General features: G+C 75.4%; 12 protein-coding genes and 1 pseudogene. 5 read left to right on the top strand and 8 right to left on the bottom strand.

What is annotated here, in order from left to right; genetic code table 11:
* Nucleotides 1–140: 140 nt before the first annotated feature.
* Complete coding sequence (locus B1H29_RS34205) at nt 141–890, top strand: hypothetical protein (protein ID WP_055420258.1); 750 nt, start codon at nt 141–143, stop codon at nt 888–890.
* 2 nt (nt 891–892) lie between these two features.
* Here the strand turns inward: B1H29_RS34205 and B1H29_RS34200 are convergent, their stop codons facing one another.
* From B1H29_RS34200 to crtI, 4 genes are read right to left on the bottom strand one after another with little or no spacing between them, the layout of a single operon-like run.
* Nucleotides 893–1384 carry an MSMEG_6728 family protein gene (locus B1H29_RS34200; protein WP_055420259.1) on the bottom strand — a complete coding sequence of 164 codons (492 nt, stop codon included), beginning with the start codon at nt 1382–1384 and terminating at the stop codon, nt 893–895.
* A 14-nt stretch (nt 1385–1398) separates the two neighbouring features.
* On the bottom strand, nt 1399–2421 hold the full coding sequence (locus tag B1H29_RS34195; protein WP_055420260.1) for a DUF5914 domain-containing protein: 1023 nt from the start codon (nt 2419–2421) through the stop codon (nt 1399–1401).
* Nucleotides 2418–3425 carry a phytoene/squalene synthase family protein gene (locus tag B1H29_RS34190; RefSeq protein ID WP_079160620.1) on the bottom strand — a complete coding sequence of 336 codons (1008 nt, stop codon included), beginning with the start codon at nt 3423–3425 and terminating at the stop codon, nt 2418–2420. The genes B1H29_RS34195 and B1H29_RS34190 overlap by 4 nt, the downstream gene beginning before the upstream one ends.
* Nucleotides 3422–4939 (bottom strand): phytoene desaturase family protein, encoded by a 1518-nt coding sequence (gene crtI, locus B1H29_RS34185; RefSeq protein ID WP_055420261.1) that lies wholly within the window; start codon nt 4937–4939, stop codon nt 3422–3424. Before crtI ends, B1H29_RS34190 begins: the two co-directional genes overlap by 4 nt.
* 399 nt (nt 4940–5338) lie before the next feature.
* On the opposite strand from crtI, the gene B1H29_RS34180 reads away from it, so the two are divergent.
* From B1H29_RS34180 to B1H29_RS34170, 3 genes and pseudogenes are all read left to right on the top strand, one after another.
* Nucleotides 5339–6541 carry a lycopene cyclase family protein gene (locus tag B1H29_RS34180; protein ID WP_055420262.1) on the top strand — a complete coding sequence of 401 codons (1203 nt, stop codon included), beginning with the start codon at nt 5339–5341 and terminating at the stop codon, nt 6539–6541.
* A 141-nt stretch (nt 6542–6682) separates the two neighbouring features.
* Nucleotides 6683–7414, top strand: a pseudogene (locus B1H29_RS34175) (methyltransferase domain-containing protein); the annotation flags it as partial.
* Nucleotides 7415–7578: 164 nt separating this feature from the next.
* A complete protein-coding gene (locus tag B1H29_RS34170; protein WP_079160618.1) occupies nt 7579–9132 on the top strand; it encodes an NAD(P)/FAD-dependent oxidoreductase in 1554 nt (517 codons plus the stop codon).
* A gap of 227 nt (nt 9133–9359) precedes the next feature.
* Here B1H29_RS34170 and B1H29_RS34165 read toward each other — a convergent pair whose 3' ends face one another.
* The 3 genes from B1H29_RS34165 to B1H29_RS34155 form a co-directional block, all read right to left on the bottom strand.
* Entirely contained in the window at nt 9360–10250 is an 891-nt protein-coding gene (locus tag B1H29_RS34165) for an SDR family oxidoreductase (RefSeq protein ID WP_055420263.1), read from the bottom strand.
* A gap of 61 nt (nt 10251–10311) precedes the next feature.
* Nucleotides 10312–11931: a phytoene desaturase family protein gene (locus B1H29_RS34160; RefSeq protein WP_055420264.1), complete on the bottom strand. Its 1620-nt coding sequence runs from the start codon at nt 11929–11931 to the stop codon at nt 10312–10314.
* The gene (locus B1H29_RS34155) at nt 11924–12430 is read right to left on the bottom strand and encodes an SRPBCC family protein (protein WP_055420265.1); all 507 of its coding nucleotides are present in this window, start codon (nt 12428–12430) and stop codon (nt 11924–11926) included. The genes B1H29_RS34160 and B1H29_RS34155 overlap by 8 nt, the downstream gene beginning before the upstream one ends.
* A 696-nt stretch (nt 12431–13126) precedes the next feature.
* On the opposite strand from B1H29_RS34155, the gene B1H29_RS34150 reads away from it, so the two are divergent.
* Complete coding sequence (locus B1H29_RS34150; protein ID WP_055420266.1) at nt 13127–14296, top strand: S1 family peptidase; 1170 nt, start codon at nt 13127–13129, stop codon at nt 14294–14296.
* Between the two features lie 190 nt (nt 14297–14486).
* On the opposite strand, the gene B1H29_RS34145 is transcribed toward B1H29_RS34150, so the two are convergent.
* A complete protein-coding gene (locus B1H29_RS34145; protein ID WP_055420267.1) occupies nt 14487–14930 on the bottom strand; it encodes a hypothetical protein in 444 nt (147 codons plus the stop codon).
* Nucleotides 14931–15409: the final 479 nt, after the last annotated feature.

Below are 15409 nucleotides of genomic sequence, written 5' to 3'. Positions count from 1 at the left end.
GACGGCCCTCACAAGGGCACCACGGATCCTCCATCACGTGCATGTCGCGGGAATCCGGGGTATTCGGAACGTCCCGGTGTCAACACATCGGCAGAACAAGGGATTTGACGGACATACTCAGAGATTGGAGGGCGTTACCAGTGCGCACCCTCAAGGTGGCGACCGCTGTGGCGACCGCGAGCGTCTCCCTCGCCTTGCTGACCGGCTGCGGCGGTGACTCCGGCGGTGGGGACAAGCCGTTCGACGGACAGAGCGCCGACGACATCGCCGCCAAGGCGGTCGAGGCCACACGGCAGGCCAAGTCCATGCACGTGACGGGGGACAACCGTCTGGAGAACGGCAGCACCGTGACCATCGACGTCTCCGTCGACCAGGAGAAGAACTGCCAGGGCACCATCCGCACCGGCGGGTCCCAGGCCGACGTGCGGCACACCGACGCGACGCTCTACCTGCGCGGGGACGAGCAGTACTGGCGCAACGCGCTGAAGCAGCAGCCCGACGCGGCGCGGAAGATGGCGCCGAAGCTGCAGGACAAGTGGGTGAAGATGCCGGCGAACGACGCCGCCACCGCCGGTGTCTGCGACAAGCAGGGCCTCATCGCCGCCATGGACGAGGACAAGTCCGAGCGCCGGGGCATGAAGCGCGGTGACACCACGGAGGTGGACGGCAAGGAGGCCTTGAAGCTCACGAAGAAGGGCTCGGCCGGGGAGACCCTCGCCCTGTACGTCGCCACGGAGGGCGAGCCGTACATCCTGAAGACCACGACCGAGGGCGGCAAGAACCCGGGCAGCGTCACCTTCAGCGACTACGGCAAGCCGGTGAACCCCGAACAGCCCCCGGCCGACCAGACCGTCGACATGAAGGAACTGGCCGGCAAGCAGCGGGCCTGACCCTACGGCGCGCCGCTCCCCGCCTCCCCGCGCTCCCGGTCCGAGGCCGGCCACACATAGGGCAGGTCGTCCGGCACCCCGGGGAACAACTCGGCGTACACCTCCGGTTCCTTGCGCACCAGCGCCGACCGGTGGCTGCGGTGGAAGGCGTCGTCCCCGAGCCAGGGCGGCAGTTCCCCGGCGTCCGCCAGCTCGGGCTGGCCCCGCACCGGCTCGTGGGGGCGGCTCGCGGCGAGCCCGGCGACGAGTGAGGCGGCGCAACTGTCCTGGTGGCCCTGCTCGCGCCAGACCCGGCAGACCTCCAGGCCGTACCGGACGAGGGCCTCCTCGTACCCCGTCCACATCCGCACCGCCGGATGCCGGCGCCAGCCGTAGCCGGGCACCGTCAGGCCGCGCAGCACCTGGAGCGCCTCGACCCGCTGCTTGCCCAGCCGGCGGCGGTCCAGGGCCAGCGCCGACTCCCGGAAGCCGGGGTGGGGAAGGAAGGTCTGCATGCTGTCCTCTCCGGTCAGCCGGGGAACCGGCCGTGGTCGCGCAGGTGTCTGCGGCGTTCGGCGTAGGCGAGGTCGTCGCGCCACAGGCGGCCCGCGGCGGCGCGCATCAGCGGTCGCAGGGCCGGGGCCAGGCGCCGGGCCACGGGGAAGCCCGGCCGGTCGGAGGTGGCCAGCACCGCCTCGGTGACCGCGGTACGCGGCCGGCCCGCCTCGTCCGGGCCGAGCGGCGTGGCGTGGGTCTCCACTACGGATCCGGTGCCCTCGCCGTCGGTGATGCGCATGACGACGGTGCGGGGCTCCGGCGCGGTGAACTCGGCCCGTACCGGCACGACGAGCCGGCCGGTGAGCCGGAAGGACACGTCCACGACGAAGCGGTCGTCGTCCTCCGCGGCGTCCGGGTTCTCGTCGGGCGTCTCGACGACGGTGAGGTCCACGAAGGAATACGGGTGGAACCAGGCGCCGTGCCACGGGTCGAGCCGGTTGGCGACGACGTCCTCGGGCTCGCACACCCCCACCCCGCGCCAGACGGACGTCAGAGCCGTCGCCCGCGGCGGCCTGGCGGGTACGACGGGGGCGGCCGTCGGCGTCTGACGCCCCACCGCGTCCAGCCGCACCCACACCAGGACGCCGTCGTCGTGCACCGGCAGCGGCTCCCAGCCGGCGAACGCGCCACCGTCCAGGGCCAGTCCGTGCCAGTGGCACACCAGCGTGCCGCACCGCACCGTGCTGTCGGCCAGCGGGGCCCCGAGGTGGGGGCAGGCCCCGGGCCCGCCCACCAGACGCCCGTGCGCATCGCGCCAGACGACGGCCTCGACGCCGTCGACCGTGCCGGCCAGCGGCCGGGTGGCCGCCACGTCCGCACTCGCGCCGAGGACGTACCAGTTGCCCGAGGGGCGTGCCCGGGCCCGTTGGAGGGCTCCGGCGATGAGGGCGGGACGTGCCTCGCGCCAGGTCGGGCGCTGGTTCCGCCAGGGGACGGGCCGGCGGCGCAACCGCACGGGGTAGCGGCCCCGGCGGGGGCTGGGGTGCTGACTCATCCGGCCTCCTTCGCGGAGTGGGCGTCGTTCCGGCACGGCACCGGCGGCATCCGGTGTGCGGAGGCGGCACGGGCTCCCAGCCGGGCGGCCAGCACCCGTACGAGTCCGTCGGCGGCGACGGCCGCGCGTCGGCGGCGGGGCACCACCGCGCGCCGGTGCAGTACCGCGTATCCGTCGTCGGCGATGGCGTCGAGGATGCCGCGGTAGAGGACGTAGGCGGTACGGATGCAGGGGCGCGCGACCGGGTCCAGCATGGCGAGTCCCGGGGCGGCCTCGCGGTAGACGGCGCGGGTGAGGCCCTCGGCGGCCCGCAGCGCGGCGGTGACGCGGGGGTCTGGGCGGCCGGTGCGCCTGCTCCACAGCAGCAGGTCCCGGTGGACGCCGTGCGCGGCGAGCAGGTCCGCCGGGAGGTAGATCCGGCCCCGGTCGAGGTCCTCGCCGACGTCCCGCAGGAAGTTGGTGAGCTGGAAGGCGACGCCCAGCGCGGCGGCGTGCGGCGCGGCCTCGGTGCGGGCGGTCACGGTGCCGAGCACCGGCAGCATCTGCAGGCCGATGACGGCGGCCGAGCCGTGCATGTAGGCGCGCAGGTCGTCGTAGGTGGCGTAGTCGGTGACCGTGAGGTCGCTGCGCATGGAGGCCATGAAGTCGGTGAAGTGCGCCGGGTCGATGGCGTACCGGGCGGCGGTGTCGGCGAGGGCGGCCACCACGGGTTCGCCGGCCGGCCGGGCCCCGGTCAGCGCCTGCCGCAACTGCTCCTCGAGCCGGGTGAGGGTGGCCGCGCGTTCGGCGGTCGTCGCCTCGGCACCCATGTCGTCGACGATGTCGTCCGCCCACCGCGCGAACCCGTACAGGGCGTGCACGGCCGGTCTGCGGTCGGCGGGCAGGAGGCGGGTGGCCAGGAAGTAGGTGCGGCCGTGGCGGGCGTTGAGGTGCCGGCACCGGGTGTAGGCGGCGCGCAGGGCCGGGTCGGTGACGCCCGCGGCGTCCAGTTCGCGCCGGGTCATCGGCGCCCGCCCCTCGTCGCCGTACGGCGTGCCGTCGGTCCGGCGATGCGGGCGGCGGCCAGCTTCCCGGAGATCAGCACGGTCGGCACGCCCACTCCCGGGGTGGTCCCGCAGCCCGCGAGGACCGCGTTGTCCGTGCCGCGCACCAGGTTGCGGGGGCGGAAGGGTCCCGTCTGGGCGAAGGTGTGGGCGACGGAGAACGGTGTGCCCGCGGCGTGCCCCTGTGCGGTCCAGTCGGCGGGTGTCACCAGGCACTCCTCCTCGATGGCGGCGGCGATGCCGGTCAGTCCCCGGCGATCCAGGGTGGTGAGCAGGCGGTCGCGGTAGCGCGGGGCGAGGTCGGCCCAGTCCCGGGCGCCGGGGCCGACGTCGGTGTTGGGGCAGGGGGCGAGGACGTAGTGGAGGTGCCGTCCCTCGGGCGCCAGGGCGGGGTCACCGGCGGTGGGCCGGGTGATCAGCAGGGACGGGTCGGTCATCAGGTCGCCCGTCCTGGTCAGTTCGTCGAAGGTCCGGTGCCACGCGGACCCGAAGGAGAGCGTGTGGTGTGCCAGGTGGGGCCAGGTACGAGTGGTGCCCGCGTGCAGGACGACGGCGGAGGGCGCGTGCCGCAGCCCGACCGGACGGCGCGGACGGCGGCCCAGCAGCCGGTGGACGACGGGCAGGTCGGGGGTGAGGACGACGGCATCGCAGGGGATGCGTTCGTGAGCGGTGACGACCGCCGTGACGCGGTTGCCGCGACGTTCCAGCCGGGTGACGTCCCGGCCGAGGCGCAGGTCGGCTCCGGCGTCGGCGGCGGCGTCCGCCATGGCACGGGGCAGGGCGTGCATGCCGCCGCGCGGGAAGTACACGCCGGCCACGGTGTCCATGTAGGCGATGACGGCGTAGGCGGCCAGCGCCCGGGCCGGTGCCACACCGGCGTACAGGGCCTGGAAGGAGAAGACGCGCTTGAGCCGCTCGTCCGTCAGGAACCGCCCGATGCGTGCGTCCAGCCGGCCGAAGCCGCCGAGGGCGGCGAGCCGGGCCAGATCGGGGGTGAGAAGGCCGAGCGGCGAGTCGAAGTTGGTGTCGATGAACCGGCGCATCTGCACGGCGTACAACTGCCTCAGCCAGGCGCGCAGCCGCCGGTACCCGGCCGCTTCCCGGGCCCCGGCGAACCGTTCCACCTCCGCCTCCATCGCCTCCGCCCCGGTGTGGACGTCGAGCGTGCCGCCGTCGGCGAAGCAGGCCCGGTAGGCGGGGTGCAGGGGCAGGAGTTCGACGCGGTCGGCCAGCCGGTCGCCGACGGCGGCGAACGCCTCGTCGGCCAGATGGGGCATCGTCAGTACGGTCGGTCCCGTGTCGAGGCGGTAGCCGCCCAGCTCGCGCCGTCCGGCACGGCCGCCGGGCAGCGGGTCGCGTTCCACCACCGTCACCCGCCGTCCGGAGCCCAGCAGGTGCAGGGCGGCCGACAGGCCCGCGAGTCCCGCCCCGACGACCACGACGTGGTCGGTGCGACCGGTCACCGTGCGCGTCATCGCGGGCCTCCCGCCGCGTGCGGCAGGTCCCGCGGCTGTTTCCGCCCGTCCTCGGCCGTGCTGGGGCGCATCCCGGGTCCTCTCGTCGTCGGCCGCGGCGCCGAGCCGTGTCGGATGCCTCGGCCGCTGCGGCTGCTTCCGCCGGACCGCGCACGGGGGACGCGCTGATGCGCCGTCCGGCGCGGGCCACGGTCCGACGGGGTGACTCGGCGTCATGCTTTCCCCTTTCGCCCGCTTCACGACGCCGCCCGGGCCCGTTCACGCCCGCCTGTCACCCGCCCGGCGGGCACCCGCCCCGGGCGGTCCAGCGCGCCGTGCGTCCGCCGACGGCTCGCGGGCGGGATACTCCGCCGGAACCGAGCCGTCGCACGCTCGTCCCACAGGCGGAAGGAGGTGGCCGTGGTCGAGGCCGACATCGTCGTCGTCGGTGCCGGGGCGGCAGGTCTGTCCCTGGCGCACCGGCTCCCGGCGGAGGTGCCGCGCGGCGCGGCGCCCTCCGTCGTACTGATCGATCCGCCGCCCGGTCCGCTGCGGGCACCGCGGCGCACCTGGTGTTTCTGGGAGTCGGGCCCCGGCCGCTTCGACGCTGCGACGACGGCGTCGTGGGAGTGGCTGCGGGTGCGGAGCCGGGACGGTGCGGCCGTCCTGCGGCACATCGCGCCCGCCCGCTACAAGATGATCCGCTCGGACGACTTCGAGGCGCTGGTGGACCGCGATCTGAAGGACCGGCCCGGACTGCGGCGTCTGGCGGCCACCGTCGGCACGGTGACCCCCCTGCCGGACGGAACCGCGTGCGTGCCGGCCACGGACGCGACGGGGGCCCGCGTCGACCTGCGCGCCCGCTGGGTCTTCGACTCCCGCCCGCCGGACCGCCCGCCGCCGGCCCGCACCCGCCTCCTCCAGCACTTCCGCGGCTGGTTCGTCCGCACCGAGCGGCCGGTCTTCGACCCGGAGGTGGTCGACCTGATGGACTTCCGCACCGGGCAGCCGGAGCGCGGCCTGTCCTTCGGCTACGTGCTCCCGACCGGGCGGCACACCGCGCTGGTCGAGTACACCGAGTTCGGCCCCACGCCGCTGACCTCCGCCGCGTACGACGGCGCCCTGGACGACTACACGCGCCGCGTGCTGCGCACCGGTGCCACGGAGGTCCTCTCGACGGAGCAGGGGGTGATCCCGATGACCGACGCCGTGTTCGAACGGCGGGCCGAGGGCTCCGGTGCCGTCTTCCGGATCGGGATGGCGGGCGGGGCGACGCGCGCCTCCACCGGCTACACGTTCGCCGCCGTGCAGCGGCAGTCCGAGGCCGTCGCCCGCGCCGTCCGCGCGGGACGCCGCCCGGTGCCGCCGCCCCCGCACCCGGCGCGGGCCCGGCTGATGGACGCGGTGCTGCTGCGCGCGCTGGACACCGGCCGGGTGGACGGCCCCGACCTCTTCTTCCGGCTGTTCGACCGCGTACCCGCCGGGCGGCTGCTGCGCTTCCTCGACGGGCGGTCCCCACTGTACGAGGACCTCGCGGTCGGGGTGCGCACCCCCGTCCTTCCGATGCTGCGCACGGCGGCCGAACTGCCGTGGCTGCCGCGCCGCCACATCTCCGCCCGCTGAGCGAGAACCGCCCGCCGGCCATGTCCGCCCGTGAGCCACACCCGTCCGTGAGCGAAGTCCGCCCGTGAGCAACACCCGTCCGTGAGCCACATCCATCCGTGAGCCACATCCATCCGTGAGCCGCCTGCCCCAGGAGACCCGATGCCGCCCTTGCTGCGCGACACCGCGCTGACCGCCGCCTTCGACCACGGTGCCGGCCGCTACGACCGCCTGGTCGCCCTCAACCCGGGCTATCACGCCCAGTTGCGCCGCTCGGCCCGCCGGCTCGGCCTCGCGGACGGCGGCGCCGGACGCCGGGTGCTGGACCTGGGCTGCGGCACGGGCGCGTCGACGGCGGCGCTGGCCGCGGCCTTCCCCGCCGCGGAGATCGTCGGGGTGGACGCCTCGGCGGGCATGCTGGAGCGGGCCCGGGACAAGCGATGGCCGTCGCGGGTGCGCTTCGTGCACGCCCCGGCGGAGGAACTGCGCCAGGCCGAGGTGCACGGCCCCTTCGACGCGGTCTTCGCCGCCTACCTCTTCCGCAACCTGACCGACGCCGACGCCGTCCTGCGCACGGTGCACCGGCTGCTGGCCCCCGGCGGCAGGCTGGCGGCGCACGAGTACGCGCTCGGCGGGCGGCACGTGGACCGACTGGTGTGGACCGCGGTGTGCCGGGGCATCGTCCTGCCGCTGGGCACGGCCACCGGCGACCGGGACCTCTACCGGCACCTGTGGCGCAGCGTCGTGGCGTTCGACACCGCGCCGGCCTTCGGTGCGCGGCTGGCGCGGGCCGGGTTCGCCCACGTCCGCGTCCTGCCGCTGCCGGGCTGGCAGACGGGCATCACCCACACCTTCCTCGGTCACCGCGCCGATGCGGAGACGGGCGGCGCGCGGGCGGGCCGGGCAGAAGCCGGCCGGGCGCAGAAAGTCGACGCGGAGAGGGACGACACGGAGACCGGCCGCGCCGAAGCAGGCGGTACTGACCTGAGCGACGCGCGGGCGGGCCGGGCAGGCGCGGGCCGGGCACAGGCGGGCGGTACGGGGAGCGGTGGTGCCTCGTGAGCCCGCGGGGCGGGGTGCGGGCTCCGGGGCGCGACCGGCGGGCGCGGGCCGTCACTCCGCGGGCGGGGCGGGAGCGGGTGACCGGTGATCCGCCGTCCGTGGCGGTGATCGGCGGCGGCATCGCGGGGCTGGCGGCGGCGACCGTCCTGGCCGAGCGGGGGGTACGCGTGGTGCTCCACGAGCGCGAGCCCATGCTCGGCGGCCGGGTCGCCGGCTGGCCGGTCGGCCTGCCCGACGGCACGTCCGCCACGATGAGCCGGGGCTTCCACGCCTTCTTCCGGCAGTACTACAACCTCCGGAGTCTGCTGCGCCGTTCCGACCCCGGGCTGGGCATGCTCACGGGTCTGCCGGACTACCCGCTGCGGCACCGCGACGGGCTGCGCGACGGCTTCCGCCGGGTACCGCGCACACCTCCGCTCAGCGCCCTCGGCTTCGTCGCCCTGAGCCCCAGTTTCGGTCTGCGGGACCTGCTGGCCATGCGGCCCGCCGCGGCCCTGCCGCTGCTCGACGTCCGTACCCGCCGCGTCCACGAACAACTGGACGACGTCAGCGCCCAGGACTTCCTCGACACCCTGCGCTTTCCCGCCGCGGCGCGGCATCTGGCCTTCGAGGTGTTCTCCCGCAGCTTCTTCGCCGACCCGCGGGAACTGTCGGCCGCGGAGATGGCGCTGATGTTCCACGTCTACTTCCTCGGTTCCAGCGAGGGACTGCTGTTCGACGTCCCCCGCGAGCCCTTTCCGCAGGCGCTGTGGGACCCGCTCACGGAGCGGCTGGCACGGCTCGGAACCGAGGTGCGGACGAGTACGCCCGTCGAGGCCGTCCGGCCCGGTCCGTCCGGCGGCCACCTCGTGGTCGACGCCGACGGTGCCCGGCCGTACGACGCCGTCGTGCTCGCCCTGGACACCGGCGGCCTGAAGGCAGTGGTCAGCCGCTCACCGCACCTGGGTGACGCCGGGTGGCGCGAGCGGGTGACACGGCTGCGGACCGCTCCGCCGTTCCTGGTCTCCCGGCTGTGGCTGGACCGTCCCGTCGCCTCCGGCCGGCCCGGTTTCCTCGGCACCGGCGGCTACGGCTCGCTGGACAACGTCAGCGTGCTGTCCCACTGGGAGGGCGAGGCGGCGCGGTGGGCGGCGCGCACCGGAGGGGCGGTCGTCGAACTCCACGCCTACGCCCTGCCGTCGACGGCCGTCCGGGAGGTCGAGGAGAAGCGCCTCGTCGACCAACTGCACCAGGTGTACCCGGAGACGGGCGAGGCCCGCGTCATCGCCGCGCGGCACGAGTGGCGGGCGGACTGCCCGCTGTTCACCGTCGGCGGCTACCGCGAGCGCCCGACGGTCCGCACCCCCGACCCGGCCGTCGTGGTCGCCGGGGACCTGGTCCGTACGGATCTGCCCGTGGCCCTGATGGAACGCGCCGCGACCTCCGGGTTCCTCGCGGCCAACGCCCTGCTGGAACGGTGGGGCGTGCGGGGCGAGACGCTGTGGACGGTGCCGGACCAGGGCCGGTCGGCACTGCTGCGTGCCGTGGCACGACGGTTCGGGGGGCGCTGACACCCACGCCCGTACCCGCGCCATGCCCCGCGTGAGCGGGGGCCTCGGTGCCGCTCGGGACGGACACCGCGTCTGCGGTGGCCGCGGCCGGGGCGGCGGCCACCGCAGGCGCGGCAGCACGGGGTCGCCACACACTCCGGGCCGGGGCCGTTCACCGAAGCCCCGGGGCGCGTGGTCCCATCGGGGCCCGCGCCACGTGCCGGGCCCGGGGGCGGCGCCGAGCGGGCCTACGGTTCCACGGCCCCCGTTTCCTCCGCCACCCGGTCGGCCCGCCCGCCCGCGCCGAGCGGGCCGGTGGGGTCCATGGCGCCCTCGGCCTCCAGCCGGGGCAGTTCGCGGCGGGACATCCGCAGGACCACGGGCGGCAGGGTCGTACGCCCCACCTGTGCCAGACGCAGCCAGCGGGGCACGTACACCGAAGTACGGCGGCGCTCCACGGCGCGCACCACCCGGGCGGCGACGTGGTCCGCCGGGAAGGTGCGGCGGGCCGGGGCCGGCATGTGCGCGCGCAACTCGCGCAGGACCGCGTACCGGTCGGCGTCGCGGATCATGTCGGTGTCGATCCAGTTCAGATAGGCGATGCCCACGGCCACCCCGTGGTGGGCCACCTCGGCGCGCAGCGAGTGGCTGAAGGCCTCCACTCCCGCCTTGGAGGCGCAGTAGGCGCTCATCATGGGGGCGGCGCCGAGCGAGGCCAGCGAGGCGATCTGCAGGTGGTACCCGGCGGTGCGGAACAGGTCCGGCAGGAAGGCCCGGGCCGTGTGGGCGCTGCCGGTCAGGTTCACGTCGACGACACGGCGCCACTCGTCCGGGTCCGACGTGGCGAACGGACCGCCCTCCGCGATGCCGGCGTTCGCCACCACGACCGACGGCGGCCCCAGGCGCCCGCGGACCTCACCGGCCGCGTCGGCCAGTGCGGCGGGGTCGGTGACGTCGGTCTCGACGACCAGCGCGTCCGTCGGCAGGCCTGCCGCCAAGGCGTCCAGCCGCGACTTCTCGTGGCCGAGCAGCGCGAGCCGGGCGCCGCGTCGGGCACACGCGCGGGCCAGGGCGGCGCCCAGCCCGCGCGCGGCGCCGGTCACCACGACGGTGCGGTTCTGCAGGGGGCTGTCTGTCACCGGTCTGCCCCTTTCTCGGGAACTTGCGGACGCCGTACACGGACGGCCGCGGCACGGACGGTCACCGTTTGTCGCCGGTGCGGTCGCGGCGGGTGAGAGCGCGCTGCACCCGCGCGAAGCCGGCGAACCGGTGCTGGCGCAGGGCGGCGCGTGCGGCGTTGGCGCCCGGCGCCCCGTGCACCCCGCCTCCCGGGTGGGCGCCCGCGGAGGCGAGGAAGAGGCCGGTCACCGGCGTCTCCGGCCGGCCGGTGCCGGGCACGGGCCGGAAGACGAGTTGCTGGTGCATGGCCGTGGTGCCCCCGTTGATGGCGCCGCCCTCCAGGTTGGCGTTCATGGCCTGGAGCGTCGGCGGGGCCAGCACGCGGCGGGCCCGGATCAGTGACCGGAAGCCGGGTGCGAAGCGTTCCACCTGGCGCTCGACGCGGTCGGCCATGAGCTCCTGTTCCTTGGTGTCCCAGCTACCGGAGATGCCCTCGTCGCCCGCGTCGGCCCGGATGTCGTGCGGGACGTGGGTGTAGGCCCAGGCGGACTCCGTACCGCGCGGTGAGCGGGACGGGTCCGTGGTCGTCATCTGCCCGAACAGCGTGAAGGGACGGTCGGGGACCTGCCGCATGGAGATCTGGGAGGCGAACCGGGTCAGTTCGTCGAGACCGTCGGCCAGATGCACGGTCCCGGCCCGGGCCGCGTCCTCGCACCGCCAGGGCACGGGGCCGTCCAGCGCCCAGTCCACCTTGAACGTCGCGAAGTCCCACTGGAAGCGGCGCAGGTCGGCGAGGACCTGGTCCGGCAGGTCACCGGGGGCGACGAGATCGCCGTAGAGGGCGGGCACGGACACGTCGGCGAGGACGGCGCGCCGGGCGGCGACCGTCTCCCCGCCGGCCGTGCGGACGCCCACCGCGTGCCGGTCCCGGACCACGACGTGCTCGACGCGCTGCCCGCAGCGCAGGGTGCCGCCGCGGGCCCGCAACCGGTGGACCAGGGCCGCGGTGAGGGCGCCGGAGCCGCCGACCGGCACGGGGAAGCCGTAGGTCTGCCCGAGCATCGACATCAGCCAGCCGAAGCCGCCGCTGCCGGCCGCCTCGGGCGCGAGGTCGGCGTGCAGGGCGTTGCCGGCCAGGAGCAGCTTGCCGCCCTCCCCGCGGAACTCCTCCTCCCCCATGCGGCGCACCGGCAGCACCAGGGTGCGCGCCAGCCGCAGCCCGCCCCCGCCGCGCAGCCGCAGGGCCAGCCGGGCGCCGGCCCGGACCGGCGGGAAGGGCGTAAAGAGGGCGTCCAGGATGTCGGCCCGGTAGCGGTCCCACACCTCGTGCAGGCGGTCCCAGGCGGCACCGTCACCGGGGGCGAAGACGTCGAGGGAGGCGGCGGTGGTGCCGACGTCGCGGTCGAGGACGGCGCACGTGCCGTCGGTCAGGGGATGGGCGAGCACGTGGGGCGCGTGGGCCCAGCGCAGCCCGTGGTCCTGCAGCCGCAGTCCGGCGAGGACCGGGGAGGCGGCGGCGAGCGGGTAGAAGGAACTGAACAGGTCGCTGACGAAGCCGGGGGCGACCTCGCTGTCGTGGCGCACCGCCCCGCCCGGTTCGGGCTGCTCCTCCAGGACCTCCACGCTCCAACCGGCGTCCGCCAGCAGGTTCGCCGCCACCAGGCCGTTGGGGCCGGCCCCGATCACCACCGCGTCAGGCACGGCCGGCTCCCGGCCCGAGCTCCACGCTTCCGGGCGGCTCCGCCGGATCCGGCCGGCACCGGTCCCCGGCCTGGGCCTCGCACAGCTTGGCGAGCCGGGCGAGCATCGCGCGGTGCCGTACCTGGATCAGCGCCTCGACGCCCACGTTGTGCAGCAGGCCGCCGGGACCGCGCAGCGGGTGCTCGTCCACGATCACCAGGCACTGCTCGCCCCAGGGGCGCAGCTCGATGGCGATCCGGGCCGTGCCGAGCCGCCCCGCCTTCGCCTCCAGCTCGAGCACGGAGCCTTCCACACAGTGTCTGACCACCGACTCGTTGTTCAGCCGCACCGGCCCGAGCTGCACCTCGTAGGCGATCGTCGCGCCGACCTGCGGCCACTGTCCGGCCTTGGGCGTGACCTCCGACGGGCCGACCACCCACTCCACGTACTGGTTGCCGTCCGCCAGGACGTCCCACACCGCCCGCGGACTCGCCTGTATCAACCGGTGCCGAACCGCCACGACTGCCTCCCACGTCCAGAAACCGTCACTGCACGGACGCAGCACTGAGTGCCCCGTCCGCGACCGGCCAACCGAGGTGGCCGGGGCACTCCCACGACGGCACGACCGCGGCCGTTCAGCTCAGCGTCGCCGCAACGTCCCGATCGCCTCTTCCGTCCCTCCGCTCCGTCCCTCCGCTCCGTCTCCCCGCCTTGCCCCGCCTTGCCCCGCCCGAAGACCGTCCCGCGCCGGCACGCCCCGCCGGCCCGGGGCGGGACCGGGCAGCGCGGCACCGACGTCACGGTCACGGCACCGGACTCCGACGCCAGGCACCGGTACGTGACTCCGCACGGCCGAACGGGACGTGACTCCGCACGGCCGAACGGGCGTGCGCACGACGCATCGTGGGCAGGGTCCCGGCTGACCCCGCGCGGTGGGACGCTCGCCTCCGGGCCGGCGGAACAGCCGAACACGCGGCGGGCCACCGGTCCGGCGGACCAGCCCGGGCGATCCCCGCCGGCCGGTCGGCACCGCGCGCAGGCCCGGGGTGCCGGCCGGCCGGCGACGAGGCTCCCCGGAAATGCCCTGCATTGGCATGGACCTGACGACGCACCCTGGCTAAGCTCGGACCAACCTCGATGAGAGCGCTCTCAGACTGCGGTTGTTCCACCCATCTGTTCCACCCCCACCTTGCTGGAACGACGAAGGGCAACTCCTGTGAGACGCAGCAGACTCAGGCACCTCGGCGTGGCCACCCTCCTCGTGCTGGGCAGCCTCTCCGCGGTCGGCACGCTGCCGGCCTCGGCGGCCGACTCCCCCGCCTCCTCCGCCGCCTCCGCCGAGGAACCGGCCTCCGCCGGTCTTCTGGACGCCATGCAGCGGGACTTCGGCCTCACCCGGGCCGAGGCCGAGGACCGGCTCGCGGCAGAACGCCGCGCCACCGCCCTCGCCCCCACGGCGCGCGAGGCCGCCGGGGACGCCTTCGGCGGCTCCTGGTACGACGCCGACCGCGGACGGCTGACCGTGGCCGTCACCTCGGACGCGTCACCCGCGACGGTCCGGGCCGTCGGCGCCACCGGCGCGCAGGTCCGCACCGTCGAGCACAGCGCACGGCAGCTCGACGCCGCCAAGACACGCATCGACGGCCTGGACGCACCCGCCGGCGTCAGCGGCTGGCACGTCGACCCGGCCGCCGGCGCGGTGGTCGTCGACGTGGTCGAGGGCGAGCGCGCTGACAACGATGTCCGGCGGTTCGTGGACCGGGCCCGCGCGGCCGGTCCCGTCACGGTGCGCACGGTGCCGTCGGCTCCGCGGACCTTCGCGGCGGGCACCGTCGGAGGCGACCCGTACTACACCGGCAACGTCCGCTGTTCCATCGGCTTCTCGGTGCACGGCGGGTTCGTCACCGCCGGGCACTGCGGTGGCGTGGGCGGGGCGGTCCGCGGCTGGGACGGTTCGCACATCGGGACGTTCCAGGGCTCGTCGTTCCCGGGCAACGACTACGCCTGGGTCAGCGTCGGCAGCGGCTGGTGGACGGTTCCGGTCGTGCTCGGCTGGGGCACGGTCTCCGACCAGTTGGTGCGCGGCTCCAACGAGGCACCCGTCGGCGCCTCGATCTGCCGCTCCGGCTCCACCACGCACTGGCACTGCGGCACCGTGCTGGCCAAGAACGAGACGGTCAACTACAGCCAGGGCGCGGTGCACCAGATGACCAAGACCAGCGTCTGCGCCGAGGGCGGCGACTCGGGCGGCTCCTTCATCAGCGGTGACCAGGCGCAGGGCGTCACCTCGGGCGGCTGGGGCAACTGCTCCAGCGGCGGGGAGACCTGGTTCCAGCCCGTCAACGAGATCCTGAACCGCTACGGGCTGACCCTGCACACGGCCTGATTTCGCAACGTCGGGGCGGACTTCTCCGGGTGACCGGTGAGGTCCTCCTCCGACCGCAGGCCGGGAACCTTCCTCCCACCGACGGCCGGGGTCCTCCTCGGCCCTCGGCCGGGAACCTTCCTCCGACCGGCGGCCGGGGTCCCCCTCGACCGTCGGCAGGAGGCCCACTGCGGCCTTCGGTCGCGCGCGGTCAGAAGTCGCCGTCCACGGCGCCCGGCTCCGGTGTCTCGGGGCCGGTCGCCGCGGTCAGCCGGCGGTAGGCGGCCCGGGCATGGACCAGGCGGGCCAGTGCCGTGCCGACCAGGGCCGCGCCGAGCAGACAGGCCAGCCAGAGCGCGTCCCGCCGCCCGGCCCACGTAAGCGTGCCGGCGGGCGGAATCGCGAAGCCGTTGAGAGACAGCCAGCACAGGACGGCCGTTCCGGGAGCGGCCGTGAACCGGGCGCAGAGTCCGAGCAGCGCCGCCAGCAGGGAGAGCATGCCCAGCGCCAGTCCCGGGCGGCCGTACCCCACAGTGCCGTTGACGAGCGCCACCAGGGCCAGGGCGCCGCCGAAGGCCCCCGCCCACACCAGCGGAGCCGCGACCGGCCGGGGAACGGGTCTGGCACCGCCGCCCAGGGGCACCCACTCGATCATGCTGACGGCTCCTTCCGGTCCCGGACGGCTCCGACCACGCCGTCGGACACCGCCCTGCGGGCAGATTGTCCCACCGGAGACTGCCCGGTCATGCCGCTCCCCGGCCCCGCCGGCCGGTTTCCGCGTGCCCCGAGAGGAGGCCGAAACCGATGCCGGCACCAGCTCTTCGCCCGCCTTGGCGGCCCCGCCGGACCGGCCGTCCGGCGCCGTGGCGGGCCGCCCGGCCCCGGGGAGCGTCCGGCCCCGGGGAGCGTCCGGCCGGCGGCGCGCAGCGCGCCGGCGAGCACGTACGCCCGGCCCGCGACGATGGGACCGGGGACGGCGAGGACGAGGACGGCGAGGACGAGGACGTATCCGGCGATGAAGGGGGCGAGCCGCCCGTCGAGTCCGGCGCCCGCGGCCATGGCGGCGAGGATCGGCGCCAACTCCCCGCGGGCGACCAGGGTGGGTGGCGAGCTCGGCGGCGGGTTGGGAGCCGT

The sequence above is a fragment of the Streptomyces pactum genome, assembly GCF_002005225.1.
Classification (GTDB): Bacteria; Actinomycetota; Actinomycetes; order Streptomycetales; family Streptomycetaceae; genus Streptomyces; species Streptomyces pactum_A.
This window is presented reverse-complemented; position numbering and strand designations above follow the sequence as displayed.